Source organism: Ureibacillus sp. GCM10028918 (genome assembly GCF_042666115.1).
GTDB lineage: Bacteria > Bacillota > Bacilli > Bacillales_A > Planococcaceae > Ureibacillus.
In genome coordinates this window covers 37,742-57,517 of the sequence record NZ_JBHTFK010000040.1, presented here as the reverse complement: position 1 = coordinate 57,517, position 19,776 = coordinate 37,742, and the positions used below count along the sequence as shown (strand labels likewise).

17 protein-coding genes are annotated in these 19,776 nt (G+C 37.7%); 10 read left to right on the top strand and 7 right to left on the bottom strand.

Annotation, left to right across the window (positions count from 1 at the left end; translation table 11 throughout):
- Positions 1–2 precede the first annotated feature (2 nt).
- From ACFQU5_RS18915 to ACFQU5_RS18905, 3 genes are read left to right on the top strand one after another with little or no spacing between them, the layout of a single operon-like run.
- The gene (locus tag ACFQU5_RS18915) at positions 3–1,448 is read left to right on the top strand and encodes a rhamnulokinase (RefSeq protein ID WP_390291529.1); all 1,446 of its coding nucleotides are present in this window, start codon (positions 3–5) and stop codon (positions 1,446–1,448) included.
- Positions 1,445–3,235 carry an L-fucose isomerase gene (locus tag ACFQU5_RS18910; RefSeq protein ID WP_390291525.1) on the top strand — a complete coding sequence of 597 codons (1,791 nt, stop codon included), beginning with the start codon at positions 1,445–1,447 and terminating at the stop codon, positions 3,233–3,235. Before ACFQU5_RS18915 ends, ACFQU5_RS18910 begins: the two co-directional genes overlap by 4 nt.
- Before the next feature lie 12 nt (positions 3,236–3,247).
- Positions 3,248–4,894, top strand: coding sequence for a ribulokinase (locus ACFQU5_RS18905; protein WP_390291522.1), 1,647 nt, complete (start codon positions 3,248–3,250; stop codon positions 4,892–4,894).
- Positions 4,895–5,199: 305 nt separating this feature from the next.
- On the opposite strand, the gene fumC is transcribed toward ACFQU5_RS18905, so the two are convergent.
- Positions 5,200–6,591 carry a class II fumarate hydratase gene (gene fumC, locus ACFQU5_RS18900; protein ID WP_390291519.1) on the bottom strand — a complete coding sequence of 464 codons (1,392 nt, stop codon included), beginning with the start codon at positions 6,589–6,591 and terminating at the stop codon, positions 5,200–5,202.
- Positions 6,592–6,953: 362 nt separating this feature from the next.
- On the opposite strand from fumC, the gene ACFQU5_RS18895 reads away from it, so the two are divergent.
- Both ACFQU5_RS18895 and ACFQU5_RS18890 read left to right on the top strand, forming a co-directional pair.
- Positions 6,954–8,018, top strand: a complete 1,065-nt coding sequence (locus ACFQU5_RS18895; RefSeq protein WP_390291686.1) for a YeeE/YedE thiosulfate transporter family protein — start codon at positions 6,954–6,956, stop codon at positions 8,016–8,018.
- A 33-nt stretch (positions 8,019–8,051) separates the two neighbouring features.
- On the top strand, positions 8,052–8,276 hold the full coding sequence (locus ACFQU5_RS18890) for a sulfurtransferase TusA family protein (protein ID WP_301138951.1): 225 nt from the start codon (positions 8,052–8,054) through the stop codon (positions 8,274–8,276).
- A 98-nt stretch (positions 8,277–8,374) separates the two neighbouring features.
- On the opposite strand, the gene ACFQU5_RS18885 is transcribed toward ACFQU5_RS18890, so the two are convergent.
- The 3 genes from ACFQU5_RS18885 to ACFQU5_RS18875 all read right to left on the bottom strand — a co-directional run bounded on the left by ACFQU5_RS18885 (position 8,375) and on the right by ACFQU5_RS18875 (position 10,729).
- Positions 8,375–8,683: a hypothetical protein gene (locus tag ACFQU5_RS18885; protein ID WP_390291515.1), complete on the bottom strand. Its 309-nt coding sequence runs from the start codon at positions 8,681–8,683 to the stop codon at positions 8,375–8,377.
- Positions 8,684–8,893: 210 nt separating this feature from the next.
- The gene (locus ACFQU5_RS18880; protein WP_390291512.1) at positions 8,894–9,445 is read right to left on the bottom strand and encodes an SLOG family protein; all 552 of its coding nucleotides are present in this window, start codon (positions 9,443–9,445) and stop codon (positions 8,894–8,896) included.
- A 90-nt stretch (positions 9,446–9,535) separates the two neighbouring features.
- Positions 9,536–10,729: an ornithine--oxo-acid transaminase gene (locus tag ACFQU5_RS18875; protein ID WP_390291509.1), complete on the bottom strand. Its 1,194-nt coding sequence runs from the start codon at positions 10,727–10,729 to the stop codon at positions 9,536–9,538.
- 208 nt (positions 10,730–10,937) lie between these two features.
- Here ACFQU5_RS18875 and ACFQU5_RS18870 point away from each other — a divergent pair, with 208 nt between their 5' ends.
- Both ACFQU5_RS18870 and rpoN read left to right on the top strand, forming a co-directional pair.
- Positions 10,938–12,314, top strand: a complete 1,377-nt coding sequence (locus ACFQU5_RS18870) for a sigma-54 interaction domain-containing protein (RefSeq protein WP_390291506.1) — start codon at positions 10,938–10,940, stop codon at positions 12,312–12,314.
- Positions 12,315–12,319: 5 nt separating this feature from the next.
- Positions 12,320–13,654: an RNA polymerase factor sigma-54 gene (gene rpoN / locus ACFQU5_RS18865; RefSeq protein WP_390291503.1), complete on the top strand. Its 1,335-nt coding sequence runs from the start codon at positions 12,320–12,322 to the stop codon at positions 13,652–13,654.
- A gap of 138 nt (positions 13,655–13,792) precedes the next feature.
- On the opposite strand, the gene ACFQU5_RS18860 is transcribed toward rpoN, so the two are convergent.
- Entirely contained in the window at positions 13,793–14,359 is a 567-nt protein-coding gene (locus tag ACFQU5_RS18860) for a TetR/AcrR family transcriptional regulator (RefSeq protein ID WP_390291500.1), read from the bottom strand.
- 167 nt (positions 14,360–14,526) lie between these two features.
- Here ACFQU5_RS18860 and ACFQU5_RS18855 point away from each other — a divergent pair, with 167 nt between their 5' ends.
- Both ACFQU5_RS18855 and ACFQU5_RS18850 read left to right on the top strand, forming a co-directional pair.
- Positions 14,527–17,619 carry an MMPL family transporter gene (locus ACFQU5_RS18855; RefSeq protein WP_390291684.1) on the top strand — a complete coding sequence of 1,031 codons (3,093 nt, stop codon included), beginning with the start codon at positions 14,527–14,529 and terminating at the stop codon, positions 17,617–17,619.
- Between the two features lie 179 nt (positions 17,620–17,798).
- Positions 17,799–18,542 carry an SDR family NAD(P)-dependent oxidoreductase gene (locus ACFQU5_RS18850; protein ID WP_390291496.1) on the top strand — a complete coding sequence of 248 codons (744 nt, stop codon included), beginning with the start codon at positions 17,799–17,801 and terminating at the stop codon, positions 18,540–18,542.
- Positions 18,543–18,907: 365 nt separating this feature from the next.
- Here ACFQU5_RS18850 and ACFQU5_RS18845 read toward each other — a convergent pair whose 3' ends face one another.
- Positions 18,908–19,186: a hypothetical protein gene (locus ACFQU5_RS18845; RefSeq protein WP_390291493.1), complete on the bottom strand. Its 279-nt coding sequence runs from the start codon at positions 19,184–19,186 to the stop codon at positions 18,908–18,910.
- Entirely contained in the window at positions 19,183–19,416 is a 234-nt protein-coding gene (locus tag ACFQU5_RS18840; protein WP_390291490.1) for a hypothetical protein, read from the bottom strand. The genes ACFQU5_RS18845 and ACFQU5_RS18840 overlap by 4 nt, the downstream gene beginning before the upstream one ends.
- Before the next feature lie 120 nt (positions 19,417–19,536).
- On the opposite strand from ACFQU5_RS18840, the gene ACFQU5_RS18835 reads away from it, so the two are divergent.
- Positions 19,537–19,719 carry a hypothetical protein gene (locus ACFQU5_RS18835; RefSeq protein ID WP_390291487.1) on the top strand — a complete coding sequence of 61 codons (183 nt, stop codon included), beginning with the start codon at positions 19,537–19,539 and terminating at the stop codon, positions 19,717–19,719.
- The last annotated feature ends 57 nt before the right edge of the window (positions 19,720–19,776 follow it).

Here is a 19,776-nt window from a genome sequence, read left to right as displayed (position 1 = left end):
ATGTGACGGTCGTATTAGCCTATGATCTAGGTGCTTCCAGTGGACGATTAACTGCCCAAAAGTTTGATGGAGAAAAGTTAAGTTTATCAGAAGTCCATCGATTCAAAAACGAACCAATCCAGTTGGGAAAACATTATTACTGGGATTATCCTGCAATCTTAAAAAATATGAGTGAAGGTTTAAATAAAGTGGAAAACAATGCAGCCTCATTAGGAATTGATACTTGGGGTGTTGATATAGGTCTATTAAATACAAAAGGGAAATTAATATCCAATCCATTTTCCTATAGAGATACACATACTGTCCCTTTTGTTCAAGAATTGGAAAAGACAATCAGTCATAAAGAATTATTTAAACGAACTGGTAATGAAATATCGCCGATCAATACTTTGTTTCAGTTATTGATGATACAAGAACATCACCCATGGTTTTTGGAAGAGGCAAAGGAAATTTTATTAATGCCGAATCTATTTGTCCATGCATTATCCAATGAGATTGTAAATGAAAAAACGATTGCCTCTACGACACAGCTATTAAATATTCAATCAACTCAATGGGATGAAAACTTAATTCATTCCATATTTAATCGAACTTTACCTTTAAGTCCCATCGAAAATCCGCATCAAATTATTGGAGAGCTTTCAAGTTTACCATCCATTAAAATAGCTCTAGTTCCTGGTCATGATACTGCTTGTGCTTTATCTGCTTTACCAATTGAAGCGGAGGATGCAATTTTTATCAGTTTAGGTACATGGGGTGTGATTGGTATGGAAATTAAAGAACCTGTTCTAACAATGGAAGCCTTTAATGGCGGCTTTACAAATGAAAGAACAAGTGAAGGAGATATTCGATTCCAAAAGAATGCGACGGGATTTTGGATGATGCAACAACTTCGTAAAGAGTGGAGACAACTTGGAATGACTATCGATTTTAATGATGAAAGGGAAGTTTTTCATAAAGCAAAACCATTTCAATCTTTAATTCAACCAGAGGATGCAAGTTTCTTTAATCCAAGCTCCATGTCTAAAGCAATACAAGCATATTGTCAAAATACAAATCAACCAATTCCAAACACTGTTGGGGAGTTTATACGGTGTGTTAGCGAAAGTATGGCAATGCATTATGCAAATGTCATTAACCAAATTGAAGAACTGTCCAATCGTAGCTGTTCAACCATTTACATTGGTGGAGGCGGTGCACAAAATGAAATTATTTGCCAGCTAATTGCAAATGCAACAGGCAAAAAAGTAGTGACAGGTCCAGCAGAAGCGAGTTCTCTAGGAAATGGGGTATCTCAGCTAAGGGCATTAGGGGAAATTTCTTCACTAGAACAAGGGCGTCAACTTATAAAACAATCATTTACAACAAAAGAATATGAGCCACAACAGATAACAACATGGCAAGAAATGAGATTGCACTATGCACATATTAATAAGGAGGTTTCTTGAAAATGGGGGAAAATAGATTTATAGGTGAGTTTCCAAAAATTGGTATTCGTCCGACAGTTGATGGAAGACGTAGAGGGGTGCGTGAATCCATTGAAGAACACGCGATTGGGTTAGCAAAAGCAGTTGCTCAATTCTTGAGTGAAAACTTAAAGTATTCAAATGGCGAACCGGTTCAATGTGTGATTGCAGATACATGTATTGGTGGGGTAGCAGAAGCTGCAGCTTGCGCGGAAAAGTTTAAGCGTGAAGGTGTTGGCGTGTCGATTACAGTTACACCAAGCTGGTGTTATGGAATAGAGACGATGGATATGGATCCGCATATACCTAAAGCGGTTTGGGGTTTTAACGGGACAGAGCGACCAGGAGCAGTATATCTAGCTGCTGTATTGGCAGCCCACAATCATAAGGGTTTACCTGCATTTGGTATTTACGGGCGAGATGTTCAAGATTTAGGAGATACATCGATACCAAGTGATGTTCAGGAGAAGCTTTTGAAATTTGCTAAAGCCGGTTTAGCAGTTGCAACCTTACGCGGGAAATCCTATTTATCAATTGGCAATGTATCAATGGGGATCGCTGGGAGCATTGTAAAAGATGATTTCTTCCAAGAGTATTTAGGGATGCGTAATGAGTATGTAGAATCTGTTGAGTTTCTAAGAAGAATGGAGCTAGAAATCTATGATAATGAAGAATATGAAAAAGCATATAAATGGATAAAAGAGAATTTTGTCTTTGGCGAGGATATTAATGAGCCTAATGGTCAACGTACGCCGGAGCAGAAGGAAAAAGACTTGCAAACTTCCATTAAAATGGCAATCATTGCAAGAGATTTGATGGTAGGAAACGAAAAACTAGCAAAACAAGGATGGGAAGAAGAGGCATGGGGACATAATGCGTTTATTGCGGGATTCCAAGGACAAAGACAATGGACAGATCATTATCCGAACGGAGATTTTATGGAAGCAATCCTTAACTCATCTTTTGACTGGAATGGGAAACGAGCACCTTATATTTTAGCTACAGAAAATGATTGTATGAATGGTGTTACGATGGCGTTTGGCCATTTACTAACAAATACTGCACAAGTTTTTGCAGACGTTCGTACGTATTGGAGTCCCGATGCGGTTAGACGTGTAACAGGTAAAGCGCCAACAGGAAAAGCGGAAGGCGGATTTATCCATTTAATCAATTCCGGCCCAGCAGCACTCGATGGGACAGGACAACAGAAAATCGATGGTAATCCGGCAATCAAGCCGTTCTGGGACATTACGGACGATGAAGTGATGGCTTGTATAAAAAATACACAATTACGTCCTGGAAATACAGGTTACTTCCGTGGTGGAGGTTATTCAACTGACTTCACAACAAAAGGAGATATGCCAGTAACAATTAGCCGACTGAACTACATTAAAGGTTTAGGACCGGTATTACAAATTGCAGAAGGGTATACGGTAGAACTAGAAGATGAGATGCATGATTCGCTGGACTTAAGAACAGACCCGACTTGGCCAACAACTTGGTTCGTGCCAAATTTAACTGGCGAAGGGGCCTTTAAGGATGTTTATTCGGTGATGAATAATTGGGGCTCCAACCATTGTGTTGTAACCTACGGACATATGGGAGCGGAATTGATGACATTAGCCTCCATGCTTCGTATCCCGGTGAATATGCATAATATCGACAGCGAACGTATTTATCGTCCTAGCGCTTGGAATATGTTTGGTACACAAGAAAGTGAACAAGCTGATTTTAGAGCTTGTCAAAATTTTGGTCCTCTATACAAATAAGGAGGAATGACTATGTATGCAATCGGTTTTGACTTTGGTACGGAAACCAGCAGGGCATTACTTATTGATACTGAAACAGCTGAGATCATTGCTACTACTGAAGTCGCTTATCCCCATGGAGTAATTACAAAACATTTAAATGATCGACCTTTAAAAAACACAATGGTGCTTCAAAATCCCGAAGATTATGAATGGGCTTTAAAGGAACTTACAGAGCAAATTGTGAAGGAAACAAACATCTCCAAAGATCAAATTAAAGGTATTGGGATTGATTTTACAAGTAGCACGGTTTTGCCCATAACAAATGATTTTGAACCACTTATGAAGAAAACTGAGCTTTCAAACAATCCGCATGCATACGCAAAGTTATGGAAGAGCCATAGTGCACATAAAGAAGCTGAAATCATCACCGAGCGATTAATTGGCCATCCTTATTTAGAAAAGTACGGAAATATTATTTCATCTGAATGGCTACTACCTAAGCTTTTGGAAATTATTCATGATGAACCAATAGTGTTTAATAAAATGGACTATTTCATTGAAGCAGGTGATTGGTTAGTATCGAAGCTTACAGGTCGATTAGTTCGCAGTAACTGTATGGCTGGATATAAAGGGATATGGCAAAAGAGTGATAATTATTTAGATAAAGCAACGTTAGCTACTATCCATCCAGCTCTTGAAGCGATTTACGATACAAAACTTTTGGGCGATGTACTACCAGTTGGTACGTTTGCAGGGTATTTGCAGGAGGAGATAGCGAACTGGCTAGGTCTATCATGTGATACCGCTGTAGGAATAGGTATAATTGATGCTCATGCGGCGGTTGTAGGTGCGGGGTTAAGCGAACCAAATGAACTCCTAATTGTCGTTGGCACTTCGAGTTGTCATCTGTTGCTAAGTGAAAAAGAAACTGTTATTCCTGGCATTTCTGGTGTTGTGGAAGATGGAATTATCCCGGGCTTATTTGCTTATGAAGCAGGGCAAGTCGCGGTAGGAGATATATTTTCTTACTTTGCAAAAAATCAGTTGCCAGAAAAGTACTATATTGAAGCAAACTTAGCAAAGAAATCGGTTTTCGACGTGTTGAATGACTATGCGAGCAAGTTGGAAGTGGGTGAATCAGGGCTAGTAGCGCTTGATTGGCACAATGGAAATCGCACACCTTTCGTTAACCCGAACTTAGCAAGTGTGATGGTTGGTGAAACCATACTGACGGAAAGCTTTGAAATTTACCGGGCATTAGTGGAAAGTACTGCATTTGGTACAAAGGTGATTCTTGATTTATTTGAACGAAATCACGTTCCGGTAAATCGAGTAGTGTTAACGGGAGGAATCCCTAGAAAGAATCATTTTCTCGTTCAAGTTTATGCAGATGTACTACAAAAAGAGATTACCGTAATTAACCAAGATCATGTACCGGCATTAGGGGCAGCCATTATAGGTGTAGCAGCTGCTAAACAAGAACCATTGAATTATTTGATAAAACAATATGCTGCTAAACAAACGATGAAATTTAAACCAAATTCTCAAAACAAACAAAAATACGAACAATTATATGATATCTATCAAATGTTAAGTGAGCTATTTGGAAATAATGAAACGATATTAAAAGATTTATATGGAATGAAAATAAATGAGGGAGTGACCAATGGTTCATAGTTTATGCGAGGAAGAAACATCATCTCTAGCAGAACTACGGTATCGCTCGAATTTATTTGGAACTGATTGAGCTCTATGTTATTGGGGTAGTGAAGAGGCTACTTTCACAGGATAGTAGAATCACTTTCCAAAGACGAATAAACTCACGCCAATTTTACTTAAGATTATTAAGCTGAACTATGTTGGACAACTAGTTCAGCTTTTTTTCTTTTTCAATACAATGTTTATTCATTATATTCAAAACCGTATCTACCGAAATGCAAATAACCGCCAAAATTATTTGGCGGTTATTGTACATTTATCTACTATTCAGCATTCGGATAAATCATTTTCTTTGGATCGATATATTGCTCGAACTGTTCTTCCGTTAATAATCCAAGTGCAAGGGTAGCCTCTTTTAATGTCGTACCTTCCTTATGTGCCTTTTTTGCAATCTTGGCTGCATTTTCATAGCCGATATAAGGGTTTAGAGCTGTTACCAGCATCAATGAATTTTCAAGATTTCGTTCAAGAACTTCTTTATTTGGCTCGATGCCAATTGCACAATTATCGTTAAAGGATTTCATCGAATCGGCCAAAAGGCGAGCAGATTGTAAGAAGTTATAAATGATTACCGGTTTAAAAACATTTAACTCGAAGTTCCCTTGGGAAGCGGCAAAGGCAATTGTCGCATCGTTCCCAACTACTTGCGTGACAACCATCGTCATTGCTTCACTTTGAGTAGGGTTTACTTTACCAGGCATGATGGAACTTCCAGGTTCGTTTTCTGGAATCGTAATTTCACCTATTCCGCTACGAGGCCCACTTGCCAGCCAACGTACATCGTTCGCAATTTTCATGAGGTCCACCGCAAGAGCCTTTAACGCACCATGAGCTGATACAATTTCATCGTGGCTTGTCAGAGCATGGAATTTGTTATCCGAAGACTTAAAAGACTGACCAGTTAATGAGTTTATTTCCTCTGCAACCATGTCGCCAAATCTAGGATGTGCGTTAATGCCAGTACCAACCGCAGTTCCACCAATGGCAAGATCTTTTAAAAATTGCGTATTGACCATAATCATCTTTTCCGATTTTACGAGCATATGATGCCAGCCGCTAATTTCCTGACCTAATGTCAGAGGAGTTGCATCCTGAAGGTGAGTACGCCCAATTTTTATAATATCGTTAAATGCATCTGCTTTTTCTTTTAATGTTGCTTTTAATAATTGAAGTCGAGGCATTAGGTAGTTTTCAACAATTTCTACTGCAGCAATATGTAAAGCAGTAGGGAATGTGTCATTCGAGCTTTGAGATTTGTTGACATCATCGTTTGGATGAATTCGTTCTGAACTACCTTGTTCTTGAAGCATTTGGTTCGCACGGAATGCGATTACTTCGTTTACATTCATATTTGATTGTGTACCACTGCCTGTCTGCCAAACGACTAGGGGGAAATGCTCGTCCCATTTACCGGCAAGGATTTCATCAGCTGCAGCAACAATCGCATCCGCTTTAACTGCAGGAAGCTTGCCTAACTTATTGTTTGCAATGGCAGCTGCCTTTTTTAAGGTTGCAAATGCGTGTATAATTTCGATTGGCATTTTTTCTTCGCCAATTTGAAAGTTCTCTCTGCTTCGTTGTGTTTGAGCACCCCAAATTTTATCCGCAGGTACACGTACTTCACCTAGTGTATCTTTTTCAATTCGAAATTCCATTCTATCAACTCTCCTTTATAAATTTATATGTATGCTATACCCAAAAATAGAAGTCATTATAGTAAATGGCAAATCTATAATAGATTCGCCATTTACCATCATATTTATTCGAGAAGTCTGAGGGGTTCGTCTCGAAAGAGTAACACTATACGATAATGATAATCATTATCAGTCAAATTGTCAACATTATTCAGACTAGTTCTTCAAATTTATTAAGAAAATCTTTTTGTGAAAATTGAATAGTGCCAATTAAACTGTTCCTTTTTTTGGATACAAAAAACTATTGTAAAATATCGTCCTACAATGTATTATATTCATATCAGTTTACTAAGAATTTAATAGGGAGTGAGATTGTGTCCTACATGATAATTACCGGACTGCTTTGTGGAGCATTACTCGGCTTCGTTATGCAAAGAGGTCGTTTTTGTTTAACAGGTGGATTCCGTGATATGTATATAGCAAAAAATAACCGCATGTTTTATGCACTGCTAATTGCCATTGCCGTGCAGAGTGTGGGTGTATTTTTACTTATAGATTTAGGTGTATTTGAATATTCTGCTGGTTCGTTGCCAATTCTTTCGGTCATAATTGGATCATTTATTTTCGGGATTGGGATTATTCTAGCAGGAGGCTGTGCAACTGGTACTTGGTATCGTGCCGGGGAAGGCTTAATTGGTAGCTGGATTGCGTTAGCGGGTTATATGTTAATGAGTACGATGATGAAGTCGGGTGTTTTTGCACCTTTCAATCAACAAGCGCAGACAAGTGCAGTACTGCCAACAAACTCAATTGCAGAAACTTTCGGCATTAACCATTGGGTAGTCATTATTCCATTCGTTGCAATCGTTGGATTTATTGTATATAAACAATTAACAAAGCCGAAAGTAGTTGTTCCATCTTTAAAACCGAAGCGTACAGGATTAGCTCACATTTTATTCGAAAAACGTTGGCATCCATTCGTAACGGCTACATTAGTCGGTTTAATTGCTTTAATCGCATGGCCTTTAAGTGCCGCGACTGGACGTGTCTTTGGTCTAGGGATTACAACACCATCAGCTAATATTCTGCAATACTTAACTACAGGTGATGAAGGAAACCTTAACTGGGGTGTATTCCTGGTATTGGGTATTTTTGCGGGATCATTTATTGCAGCGAAAGCAAGTAAAGAATTCCGTTTCAGAATGCCTGATGTAAAAACTGGGATCAATAGCTTTATCGGCGGGAACTTAATGGGTGTCGGTGCAAGTCTTGCAGGTGGCTGTTCAATCGGGAACGGTTTAGTAATGACTGCGATGATGACTTGGCAAGGTTGGATTGGTCTAGTATTTATGATTTTAGGTACTTGGACAGCATCATACTTTGTGTTTGTACGCCCGCGTCAAAAAGCGAAAGCGGCAAAACTAAAAGAACAGGTAACGCCTGCATAAACGCTTAGGAAAAACTTTCGAGGAGGAAAAGACATGCAAAAGACTTTAGAGGTAAAAGGAATGGTTTGCCCATTTCCTTTAATAGAAGCACAAAATGAGATTGAAGAAATGAACTCAGGTGATGTGCTGGTAGTTGAATTTGACTGTACACAAGGAACAGAGTCAATTCCTTCTTGGGCAGCAGAAGCTGGTCATACTGTTACGAACTTCGAGCAATTAGATGAAGCTTCTTGGACAATCTCGATTCAAAAGAAATAATATAATATAAACACCGCTTGAAGCGAAGCGCCATTGGCATTCGAACAAAGCGGTGTTTTTATTTGGTATTCACCTTATTGTCACCTCAGAGAGTATTTTTAAATAATTTTAACATAGAAATCTTGGCCGATTACGTTTTTTACATTCATGTCTTTCGTATTTTGATAGTAATTTACAATACACTTCGCAAGACCTGCATGCCCATTTAGATAAGTACCCGGAGCAATTTGTTTCCCAGGATTATGGAATTCGAAGTAAAGCTTCGTATCATGGGACATGCACTCCAGAATCCCTACAAAATCATCAAATGGAATATGCACTCCACTAGTATAACAGCACTCTCTTCTGTACGTATCGTGGGATACATTAATAGGTTTAGGTTCCTTTACAAATCTGATTTGCTGCATAGCATCATCTCCTTCAAAATTCTTAATGTTTTGGATTTCATATCATTATAACAAAAAATAAATAAAAAGACAGAAAATTTAATTAATTTATTTTTATTTTTAAAAAAATCTCACGAAAAGTTGATAAAACTAGAAGGATGAAGAAAGAAGAAGTTAAGCCTGAGGACGATGAGAATCATCAACCGACACTATCAATATGGAGAAAGAATGCTACCAATCCTCTCTTTGCAGTTCTTCTGCAATTGATTGTAAATCGTAGGCATTAATTTCTATAATCCTATAGTTATGCTGCTCCTCATATTTTTGTGCAAGTTTTTTTACATATTTCGGAGAGCCTTCATTATCTTCATCATAAATCAACAGTAAGCCATCTGTGTTTTGAATAATGAATTTATCTTTTTCGATAAATTGCCAAGGTGCCTCATAAGGTCTTTTCGTTACACTGGTTACAAAATCTGCCTTTGAAACAATTTCATGATATTTTTGCTGCTTTTGTTCGTTCCAATTCTTCTCCTGATCTAAAAAAGGTGTTATAACGGAATACTTTAAATTAGGATATTCATTTTTCAACTCAATTATGACTTCTGCTGCCCAAGTTTCTACCCCTTGTTGCCCACTAATCACTACCCATTCAAGCCCTTCCTCAAACAATAATCTTAATTCATTTTCAATTGCTTTCTTAATAACCGGTATGCCAGGGTGTTTATCATTAAAAACACCAAGTTCATGAGGTCGGTATCCTGATATAAAAATCGTTTGCATTTACATGACTCCTTTAGGGTGAACTTTTTCTTATCTTAACGCAAAAAGAGGCTATTCAAAATTAATTTGAACAGCCTCGTTATAAAGTTGTTAAGCAAATACAGATCTGATTTTTTCTAAAGCCCAATCTATTTCTTCTTTTGTAATGATTAATGGTGGAGCCAACCGAATGACAAAATCATGAGTCTCTTTACATAATAAACCTAAGTCCTTTAATTGTTCACAATATGAACGAGCAGGAACCGTTAACTCTACACCAATGAATAATCCACTGCCACGCACTTCCTTAATAGAAGGATGGTTAATGGAACGTAATTGTTCTTGGAAGTAGTTACCCAATTCTAAAGAATGTTCGGTTAATTCTTCTTCTTCAAGCACTTCCAATGAAGCGATCGAAACTGCGCAGGCAAGAGGATTTCCGCCGAATGTTGAACCATGGGATCCCGGGTTTAATACTCCAAGTATATCGCTATTTGCCACTACTGCGGAAATTGGCAATACACCTCCACCAAGGGCTTTCCCGAGGATAATCACGTCTGGATTTACCTCTTCCCATTGGTGGGCGAACATTTTACCTGTACGAGCAAGTCCTGTTTGAATTTCATCAGCAATAAATAAGACATTGTTTTCTTTACAGATTTGTTCCACTTCTTTTAAGAACCCTTTTGGAGGCATTACTATTCCAGCTTCTCCCTGGATCGGCTCCACGATAAATGCAGCTGTATTTGGCGTGATAGCAGCTTTAAGAGCCTCTGCATCACCATAAGGAATTAATTTAAAACCTGGTAAAAGGGGTCCGAAGCCTTTTTTGTATTCTGCGTCAGAAGATAGGGAAACAGCGCCAATTGTACGGCCATGGAAGTTCCCGTCACAGCCGATAATTTCAGCTCTATTATCTTCTACCCCTTTTACCTCATATGCCCAACGACGTGCAACTTTAATGGCAGATTCAACAGCTTCCGCACCAGTGTTCATTGGCAACACCATATTTTTGCCAGTTATCTTTGTTAATTTTTCATACCATGGACCAAGCTGGTCATTGTGGAAAGCACGTGAAGTTAAAGTAGCACGGTTTGCTTGGTCAATGAGAGCTCTAATAATTTTAGGGTGACGATGACCTTGGTTAAGAGCAGAGTAAGCAGAGAGCATATCCATATATTTATTGCCTTCAGGATCCTGCACCCATACTCCCTCGGCCTCTGAAATCACGATTGGTAGTGGATGATAGTTATGTGCACCAAATTTTTCCGTCTGTTCAATTACACTAGCTGATTTTGTCGACATTAAAATTCCCCCTCAAAAATTCTGCTTTCTAGTATCATATTTTAATAAGCAATTATCATGCCAACTTTTTTTCTAGTAATTACAACTATTGCGTATCTATTGCCAAATAATTTTGCGCAAAATTTATTTGAAATTAACCTTTTTAGCAAAAAATTTTTACAGTATGATAGAAATGAGGTGATGCAAATTGAATCACGGTGAGAACGTTATGAAACAATTGTATGAAGAAATAATCGAGCGTGTCGGCGTAGGAATTCATGCTGTTAATCGAGATGGAAAAACCATTATCTACAATAAAAAAATGCGTGAAATGGAAGTAATGGAAAAAGAAGATGTTTTGCATAAAGATGTTCGAGATGTCTTTCAATTTCAAGAAAATCAGAGCAGTACGTTATTAAAATCATTACAGCATGGCGAGGAAATTGTTAATGTAAAACAAACGTATTTTAATAATCGTGGTGTAGAGATTACAACCGTTAATAATACATTTCCTCTAACCATTCATGGAGATATATGTGCGGCAGTAGAAATCGCAACAGACGTAACAAGAATGGAACGATTGATGCGCCAAAATCTTAGACAAACAAAGACAGACTTTACGTTTGATCATATTATAGGGAAGAGCAGTGAACTAAAAGAAATAATTGCTTTAGCAAAGCGAGCGACACGGACAAATTCCAATGTCTTAATTATTGGTGAAACAGGCACAGGAAAAGAATTGTTTGCCCAAAGCATTCATACAGAAAGTGAACGTTCAGGAGCCCCCTTTATAACACAGAACTGTGCTGCATTGCCGGATACCCTTATTGAAGGGATACTATTTGGTACTGCAAAAGGTGCATTTACAGGTGCAATTGATAGTCCCGGACTCTTTGAGCAGGCACAGGGTGGTACGTTATTGCTGGATGAATTGAATTCCTTGAATATTTCATTACAAGCAAAACTACTACGGGTTCTACAAGAGCGAAAGATACGCAGAATTGGTGGTTCTAAAGAAATTCCAATCGATGTTCGTGTTATTGCAACTGTAAACGAAGATCCAATTGATGCGATTGCAAATAATCACTTAAGGAAAGATTTATATTACCGCTTGGCAGTGGTGACTTTATTTATTCCGCCATTAAGAGAACGCAACGGGGATATACCAGTGCTCATAGAAGAATTTATACATAAGTATAATGAATTATTCAAATTGAACGTAAAGTGTGTATCAGAGGAAGTGCTTCAATTTTTTGAATCCCAAAGCTGGCCGGGAAATGTTCGTGAACTGGAGCATGTCATTGAAGCTTCTATGAATTTAGTAAATCATGAACAAAGGATTGAGTTTAATCATTTACCTTATCAGTATCGTAAAAGTGAATCGGCAAGACCTATTCCAATCCAAGTATTTAAGGAAGCACCAACAGGTAATGAAAGCATGGGTTTAACTGAACAATTAACCTTGTTTGAAAAGCAAACGATCGAGAAGTATTTAAAAGCTCATCAAAACCACATCACCAATACGGCATCGGCCCTAGGGGTAAGTAGACAAAGCCTGCAATACCGAATGAAGCGTTTAGATATACGAATTCCTGGAAGGGAGTAATTTTAATGGAGACTTCATTACATTTACAGCAAAAGCTAGAAACTAAGCTTTCCTTAACTCCTCAGGTAAAGCAGTCATTGGAGATTCTAAAATATTCAGTAGCGGAGCTTGAACATTTCATAAGAGATGAAGCAAATGCCAATCCTCTAATCGAACTGAAGGAACACAATACGGTGCATTTACTGGAAATGGCTCGTGTACCGAATTCGAGAGCTGCAAGTTTTGTGAAAGATGAGTTTTTTGATCCATTACTCCATGTTCCACATCAAGATAGATCGATTGAAACCAATTTAATGGAGCAGTTAGCGGTTCAAGGGAATCTAACGAAAAGTGAAAGAGAAATTGTGCTGTATCTGATTCGAAATTTAAATGAGGTTGGGTATTTAGAGTGTGATGCCGAGGAAACAGCAGAACGATTTCGGATATCGGTTGGAAAGTGTGAAGAGCTTATCACTGTACTTCAAAGCTTCGAGCCTGCTGGAATAGGAGCGCGTAGTTTAAGAGAGTGTCTGTATTTACAAGTCATTCGAAATCGGAATTATCCGAAACTTACAGAGGTACTTATCCAAAAGCATCTGGAGGATTTAGCTGAAGGGAATTTTCAGTTAATAACGAATCTATATGATGTTACAAAAGCAGAAGTTGAAAGTGCATTTTCATATATTAGGCAGTTGAATCCACGTCCGCTAATGGAAGTACATGCTACAAAACAAGAATATATTATTCCGGATATTATTGTGGAGGAATTTAATGGGGAGTTTATCATTCACATAAATGATCTGGATTTGCCTCAAATTTCGATTAATTCGTACTATGAAGAATTGCTTCGTACTGAAGCCATTGGGGAAACGAAGGACTATTTAAAAACAAAGCTAAATGATGCATTTCTATTAATGCGAGGGATTAAGCAACGTCACGAAACGTTGTATAAGGTGACGGAAAGTATCGTGGATAAACAATGGGCGTTTTTGCAAAAAGGGAAAAATGCTTTGGTCCCACTTCGTTTAAAGGAATTAGCAGAGAGCGTAAGTCTTCACGAATCCACTATTAGTCGTACGATCAGTAATAAATATATCCAAACACCGAAAGGGATATTTGCTTTAAAAACCTTTCTTGTTCGGGGTGTTAAAATGCAAAGTGGTGAAGTGGAATCACCAGGGTTTATTAAAGAAAAAATCAAGGCCATAATAGAAAAGGAAGACATCGCTAAACCATTATCCGATCAAAAAATAGCGAACACCTTGTTGGCTGAAAACATTCCAATTGCAAGACGCACCATTGCAAAATATAGAGAAGAGCTCGGCATTTTGCAATCTACAAAACGGGCTCGAAAGAAGTAGCATCACATCTTCAATAGAGATGGATGCTACTTTTTTACTGTAGGAATGTTGAATAAGGTTTTATGAAAGATTGTTGGCGCTGACAATGAAAATAGTCATTATCAGGTAGATAATGAGATATTACTTACGGAGTGTGGTTTAATTCACCCCTTTAATCCGATGCTCTGCACCACGTATCTGATCTAGTATAATTGTATCAATCATTTCAATGATTTCCTCTGGTGTTTGGTCCATTTCCTCCAAGAGCCAACTCTCAACTAGACCAGCCAATGACAGTGTGTAGAAATGAGTTAGAAACGCAATATGCTCCTCACTGGCATTCAATTTTTCACAAAGTGATTTAATGACTCTCCCAAAAATTGTAGAAATATCGGAGTAGAAAAATCGCTTTAAATGACCTCGGCCTAAAGATTGTAATGCACATAAACAAAATTCTTTATTGGCCTCCAAATATTTAAAAAGCTGAAGTAGTCCTTCTTTCCATACAAGTGCATCCTCATGTACATCCAGCAATTGAATCGTTTCCTGCTGGAAAGTCCACTTGAGCAAATCGTAAATATCTTCAAAATGGTAGTAAAAGGTTTGACGATTCACATTCGCATTTTCAGTCAGCTCACGAATGGAAATCTTTTCGAGTGGCTTATTTTTCATTAACTCCTTTAAAGATACAGAAAGGATTCGTTTTGTTTCATCGCTATGCTTCATTTTTCACTCCTGATTAGACTAGATTTTTTAAACAATCGGACCCTCATTGTCTATATTTTAAACTTTTTTATCATGTTAGTGTATTAATAGGCTCTTTCCTGAACGGAAGTTTAGGAGAAACGAATTATATAAAAGAAAGGTGATTAATCTTGAAAAATTGGCTAAATATGCGTACTGCATCGTTTGTAGTATGGGTAATTATTTCAATTGTAATGATTGTTACGATGCCAAATTTAGATACATTAGTACGTGAAAAAGGTCAAACAGACATTCCATCCTACACACAAAGTGAAGTAGCCTCTAAGCTGCTCACAGAAATGGCGGATGAAGGAACAGACACCTATCAGTTTATCGCTGTGTTTACGAGTGGCAGTGATGAAGCGTTGAATGAAACTCAGCTTGAAGAGGTCGATCAGGCGATTCAAACACTAAAAGATCATCGTGATGAGCTGGGAATAACAGATATGCTTGCTCCCGCTGATAGTGAAGAAGCAGAGAAGCAACTAGTTTCAGAAGATGGAACAACAATTTTATCTCAAATTTCTGTCGACAAAAAACAAGGAACAGTTGAAGAAGCTGCACAAAACTTACGAGAAAAAACGGATTTAAATTCAGTAGATTCTTATTATACAGGGACAGACATTGTCATGGATGATTTTGCGAAATCCTCGCAAGAAGGGATTAAGAAAACCGAAGTTATTGCGATAGTTTTCATTTTAGTCGTATTAGTTTTAGTTTTCCGTTCACCTGTAGTTCCATTAATTTCCTTAATTACAGTGGGCGTTTCTTATATTGTTTCGCTTGGGATTGTTACACAACTTGTTGATAAGTTTAACTTTCCATTCTCAAATTTTACTCAAGTCTTTTTAATCGTAATTTTATTTGGGATTGGAACAGATTATAATATTTTACTTTATACGCGCTTTAAAGAAGAGCTCGGTAAAGGCGAACATATTTTAAAGGCCATTACGGAAACTTACAAAACTGCCGGAAAAACAGTTATTTATAGTGGAATTGCAGTATTCATCGGATTCATTGTACTGTATTTGGCGGAATTCAAACTATATCAAGCGACATCCGCTGTTGCAATTGGGGTAGCAGTTTTATTGCTTGTATTGCTTACCTTAAATCCATTCTTTATGGCTGTATTTGGCATTAAAATGTTTTGGCCGGCTAAATCGGTAAATGGTCATAGTGAAAATAAAATTTGGTTATTCTTATCCAAACATTCATTCTTTAGACCGATCGTTGCGTTGGTTATTGTTGCAGTCATTTCAGTGCCATTTATCATAAAATATTCGGGTGAGCTAAATTATAATGATTTAGTTGAAATCAGTGATGAGTATGAATCAAAACAAGCCATCAATGTAATTGAAGATCATTTCCCATCCGGCTTTTCATCACCAACAACGTTAGTTATTGAAGCTGATGATTCTCTGGCAACGCAAAAAGGATTACAGGATCTGGACCAAATGGCGGAAGTCATTTCCAATGTGGATGGTGTCTCCCAAGTCTTATCTGTAACACGTCCGGCAGGTGAAAAAATACAGGATTTGTATATCCAAGATCAAACGAATACTTTAAATGAAGGTCTGGGTTCTGCTCAAGATGGTTTAGGCACGATTAATGAAGGCCTTTCTGAAGCGGAAGGCAAACTTGGTGAGGTAGATGAAAACAGCTTTGACAGTGTGCAGCAGCTAATCGATGGAACAGCTGCAATGGAGCAGGGGGCAGGACAACTAAGCGATGCTTTAAACCAAGTAGCGCAAGGCTTTGAAGATGGAGCAAGTGGAGCTAACGAGTTAGCAAGTGGTTTAGGTACTTTACAACAAAGTATCAATGATTTAAGTGATGGAGCAACCCGATTAGAAGAAGGGTACGGGAAAATTGAAGACGGGTTTAGTGCATTTAGTGAACTGTTCACTACAGTGGACAGTGCGATAGCAAGCAGTTTACAAGGCTACGCAGCAATTGAACAATGTATGAATGCCTTGGTCGAATCAAATCCGGAATTAGCTTCTGATGTGAATGTTCAAACAGTAATTGGTACAGCAAAATCAGCTCAAGAACAACTAGCACAGTTATCAACGAAATTGAAAGAGCTAACACCACAGTACAATGTAGCTGTTACATCATTAAAAGAAGCAAATATGGCCTTCTCTCAAATTACAAATGGCTTACAGCAGGTGGAAACGGGAGTAGGACAATTACAAACTGGTGCTAACACACTTGCCACAGGACTCCAATCAGGTCAAGCAGGAGCATACCAAATTAGTTCGAAAACGGGCGAACTAGAAAAAGGATTATCAACGGTGAATGAGGGTCAAAAGCAATTGCAGGAGGGCTTAGCGACACTACAAGATAAAATGAATCAATTGCAGGACGGGTTAGCCCAAAGTACAGATGGCCTGACTGAAATCAGTGACGGCTTATTAGATGCACAAGACTATCTTGGAGAAGTAAGTACTTCAGATGCAAATAGTGTCTTCTATATACCACAAGAAGTATTAGAAGGTGATGAATTCGTAGAAAGCTTGAATATGTATATGTCGGGGGATCGTACAATCACAAAAATGACGATTATTTTAGACGTAAACCCCTATTCAAAAGAAGCGATGTCCATTATTAAAGATATCGATGAACAGATCAACGCAACTGCTAAAAATTCGAGCCTAACTGATTCGGAAATTGCATTAGGTGGTAAATCTTCAGCCAATGTGGACTTACAGCAAATTTCCAGTGATGACTTTACACGCACAATTGTTATTATGATGATCGGCATTGCGCTCGTATTAGTGGTAATAACTCGTTCGATTTGGCAGCCGATTGTTATTATTGCATCCCTGATTTTAGCTTACTATACATCACTCGGCCTTTCTGAATTATTGAGTGAGGCATTACTTGGGCAAAGTATTTTAAGTTGGAATGTACCATTCTTTAGTTTCATCATGATTGTCACACTAGGGGTGGATTACAGTATCTTCCTAATGATGCGTTATCATGAGGTAAAGGATCAGGGAAGTGCAGGAATTATTGATGCAGCCAAACATATTGGCGGGGTTGTCTTATCCGCAGCCTTAATCTTGGGTGGTACGTTCGCAGCCTTAATTCCTTCGGGGATTGTTACCTTAATGCAAGTGGCGATTTTAGTTTTGGTCGGTCTTGTGTTATTAAGCTTCATTATGTTACCGGTCTTCATGCCAGCAGTAATGGGGCTGACTGAAAAAATGAAAAACGTATTCTCGAGAAAGAAAGATTAATTAGATTATTCATTTGGTGGAGGAGAATTTACTTTTTCCTCCACCTATTTTTTTATTAAAAATATTAATCTTGAATTCGAGATTGTTTGTTTGACAGCATTCGACAAAAGGGAATAATATGGACTTGTTAAAAGCATTTCATGACTTTAACTATCAAATTTATGTGGGGAGAGGTTAATATGACTAATTTACAAGGTAAAGTTGCAGTTGTTACTGGCGGTGCTTCTGGAATTGGACTAGCTACTGTGGAAGCGTTTTTAGAAAAAGGCGCAAAAGTAGTTATTGGAGATTTCAATAAAGATGCTGGTTTAAAAGTAGAACAAGAACTAAAAGAAAAGTATCAAGATGTTTCATTTGTAGAAGTGAATGTTGCTGAAGAACAATCAGTAGAAAACCTTGTTGCTGAGGCGGTAAAACAATTCGGACAATTAGATATTATTTTCAATAATGCAGGTATCGGAATTCAAAAGCCAACACACGAATTAACTGCTGAAGAATATAAAAGAGTTATTGCAGTTAACCAAGATGGCGTATTCTATGGTATCAAATATGCGGTCCGTGAAATGCTGAAAACTGGTGGTGGTTCAATCATCAATACAGCATCAATCTTAGGATCTGTTGGAGAACCAACTTCCATTCCATATGCAGCAAGTAAAGGTGCTGTTAACTTAATAACAAAATCGGCAGCATTAGAATATGCAGATCGCAATATCCGAGTAAATGCAGTAGCTCCTGGATTTATCGAATCAGGGTTGGTGAACAAAGAAGCTTTAGGAGATTTCTACGATGGTTTAGTTGAAAAACATCCAATTGGTCGCTTAGGAACACCAGCCGAAATTGCACATGCAGTTGTATTCTTAGCTGAGAATGACTTTGTTACTGGAACAACAGTTATGGTTGATGGTGGATATACAGCTAAGTAATTGACTCAAATAGAAATCTGTTAAAAAGAGGATCTCTATCCCTCTGTCAAAATCAAAAGACAATAAAAGAGTAAACATAAAAAAAGCTTAAAAAGATGCCTATTAGTTTTATACTAATAGGCATTAAATAGGTTGTATACAAAGGGTTTGTGGAAGAAAAATGTTGCTCTTTATCAAATTGAAAACTCAACTAATAAAGAGGTATGCCGTTTAGCGGAAAGTTCTTTTCAGAACTTCCGCATAAAATTTTAAAATACTAGTGATTGATCACATTCGTTAATAATGTCAGAAAGGAGGAGGTTTTCATCATTATTGGTGTGATCCGTTACTAGATTCTCCAATAAAACATTAGCCTACGAAATCTTTTAGATATCAGATTCTATATCAGAAAATAAAGCAGCTAGATTGAAGTATCCCTGTTTATAAGGGAGGGAAAATCCATCTGGAAGCCAAATTTTCTCATGGATTTTAACATGCTGATCCGGCTTAATTAGAGCTTGATGGGAATTCGGATTCCGTGCCCGCCAATAGAGTAAATAGACAATCGTTATAATGCTCGCATCTGCTAGGATTAGATTTAAGATTGTTTTCTTGCTAAGATTTTGTGTATCCGAACTTACTAGTTTTTTTCGAATTGTTTTCATGTTTTTTCGGCGGAATATTCAGTATCATAGCCTTTGCTCACATTACTATATTGCCATTTCTCTTTCGCATTCTCATGCTGATCCAGCATAGTTTTCAAGAAATGCTGTAGCACATTCCAATATGTTATGGAGTTTCCATTTGAGAGGATTAATAAATCAATTGTTGGAATTGAATCTACCAGGCGAGTATGTTTGCCAACATGCTCATCATTTCTTTTTGGAAGCTCCATTCTTACATAGTCATGTCGCGATTTCTTAAAAACAGAATTAAAAAATAGATTGATACTATGGCTTGTAACCATTCTTTAAGATTTTATATCATCCTTTTGCCTATTGGGAGGAGTATGAACTTGGCAAAAAGGATGGGGAGAACAATTACAAACCTTTCATTCACCTCCTTTCAGTATCATAATATTCGGTTAATAGATTTAGTTAATGGACATATAGCCATGAAAGTTAAAAATGTATTTAAGTCTAATATGAATCGTGAGAAATCAATCTACTTCTTTCCTGAATGTTGGGAGATTGTCTAGAAGTGAAGGTGGGATAAAGAGTGACAGTGAAATGGCGGGGTAACAAAAACAGTTTCC

Excerpts from the sequence above, each read along its gene's own strand:
- ACFQU5_RS18905 (WP_390291522.1), top strand. The coding sequence starts at position 3,248 with ATGTATGCAATCGGTTTTGACTTTGGTACGGAAACCAGCAGGGCATTA.
- fumC (WP_390291519.1), bottom strand. The coding sequence starts at position 6,591 with ATGGAATTTCGAATTGAAAAAGATACACTAGGTGAAGTACGTGTACCT.
- ACFQU5_RS18895 (WP_390291686.1), top strand. The coding sequence starts at position 6,954 with ATGATAATTACCGGACTGCTTTGTGGAGCATTACTCGGCTTCGTTATG.
- ACFQU5_RS18890 (WP_301138951.1), top strand. The coding sequence starts at position 8,052 with ATGCAAAAGACTTTAGAGGTAAAAGGAATGGTTTGCCCATTTCCTTTA.
- ACFQU5_RS18885 (WP_390291515.1), bottom strand. The coding sequence starts at position 8,683 with ATGCAGCAAATCAGATTTGTAAAGGAACCTAAACCTATTAATGTATCC.
- ACFQU5_RS18880 (WP_390291512.1), bottom strand. The coding sequence starts at position 9,445 with ATGCAAACGATTTTTATATCAGGATACCGACCTCATGAACTTGGTGTT.
- ACFQU5_RS18875 (WP_390291509.1), bottom strand. The coding sequence starts at position 10,729 with ATGTCGACAAAATCAGCTAGTGTAATTGAACAGACGGAAAAATTTGGT.
- ACFQU5_RS18870 (WP_390291506.1), top strand. The coding sequence starts at position 10,938 with ATGAAACAATTGTATGAAGAAATAATCGAGCGTGTCGGCGTAGGAATT.
- rpoN (WP_390291503.1), top strand. The coding sequence starts at position 12,320 with ATGGAGACTTCATTACATTTACAGCAAAAGCTAGAAACTAAGCTTTCC.
- ACFQU5_RS18860 (WP_390291500.1), bottom strand. The coding sequence starts at position 14,359 with ATGAAGCATAGCGATGAAACAAAACGAATCCTTTCTGTATCTTTAAAG.
- ACFQU5_RS18855 (WP_390291684.1), top strand. The coding sequence starts at position 14,527 with ATGCGTACTGCATCGTTTGTAGTATGGGTAATTATTTCAATTGTAATG.
- ACFQU5_RS18850 (WP_390291496.1), top strand. The coding sequence starts at position 17,799 with ATGACTAATTTACAAGGTAAAGTTGCAGTTGTTACTGGCGGTGCTTCT.
- ACFQU5_RS18845 (WP_390291493.1), bottom strand. The coding sequence starts at position 19,186 with ATGAAAACAATTCGAAAAAAACTAGTAAGTTCGGATACACAAAATCTT.
- ACFQU5_RS18840 (WP_390291490.1), bottom strand. The coding sequence starts at position 19,416 with ATGGAGCTTCCAAAAAGAAATGATGAGCATGTTGGCAAACATACTCGC.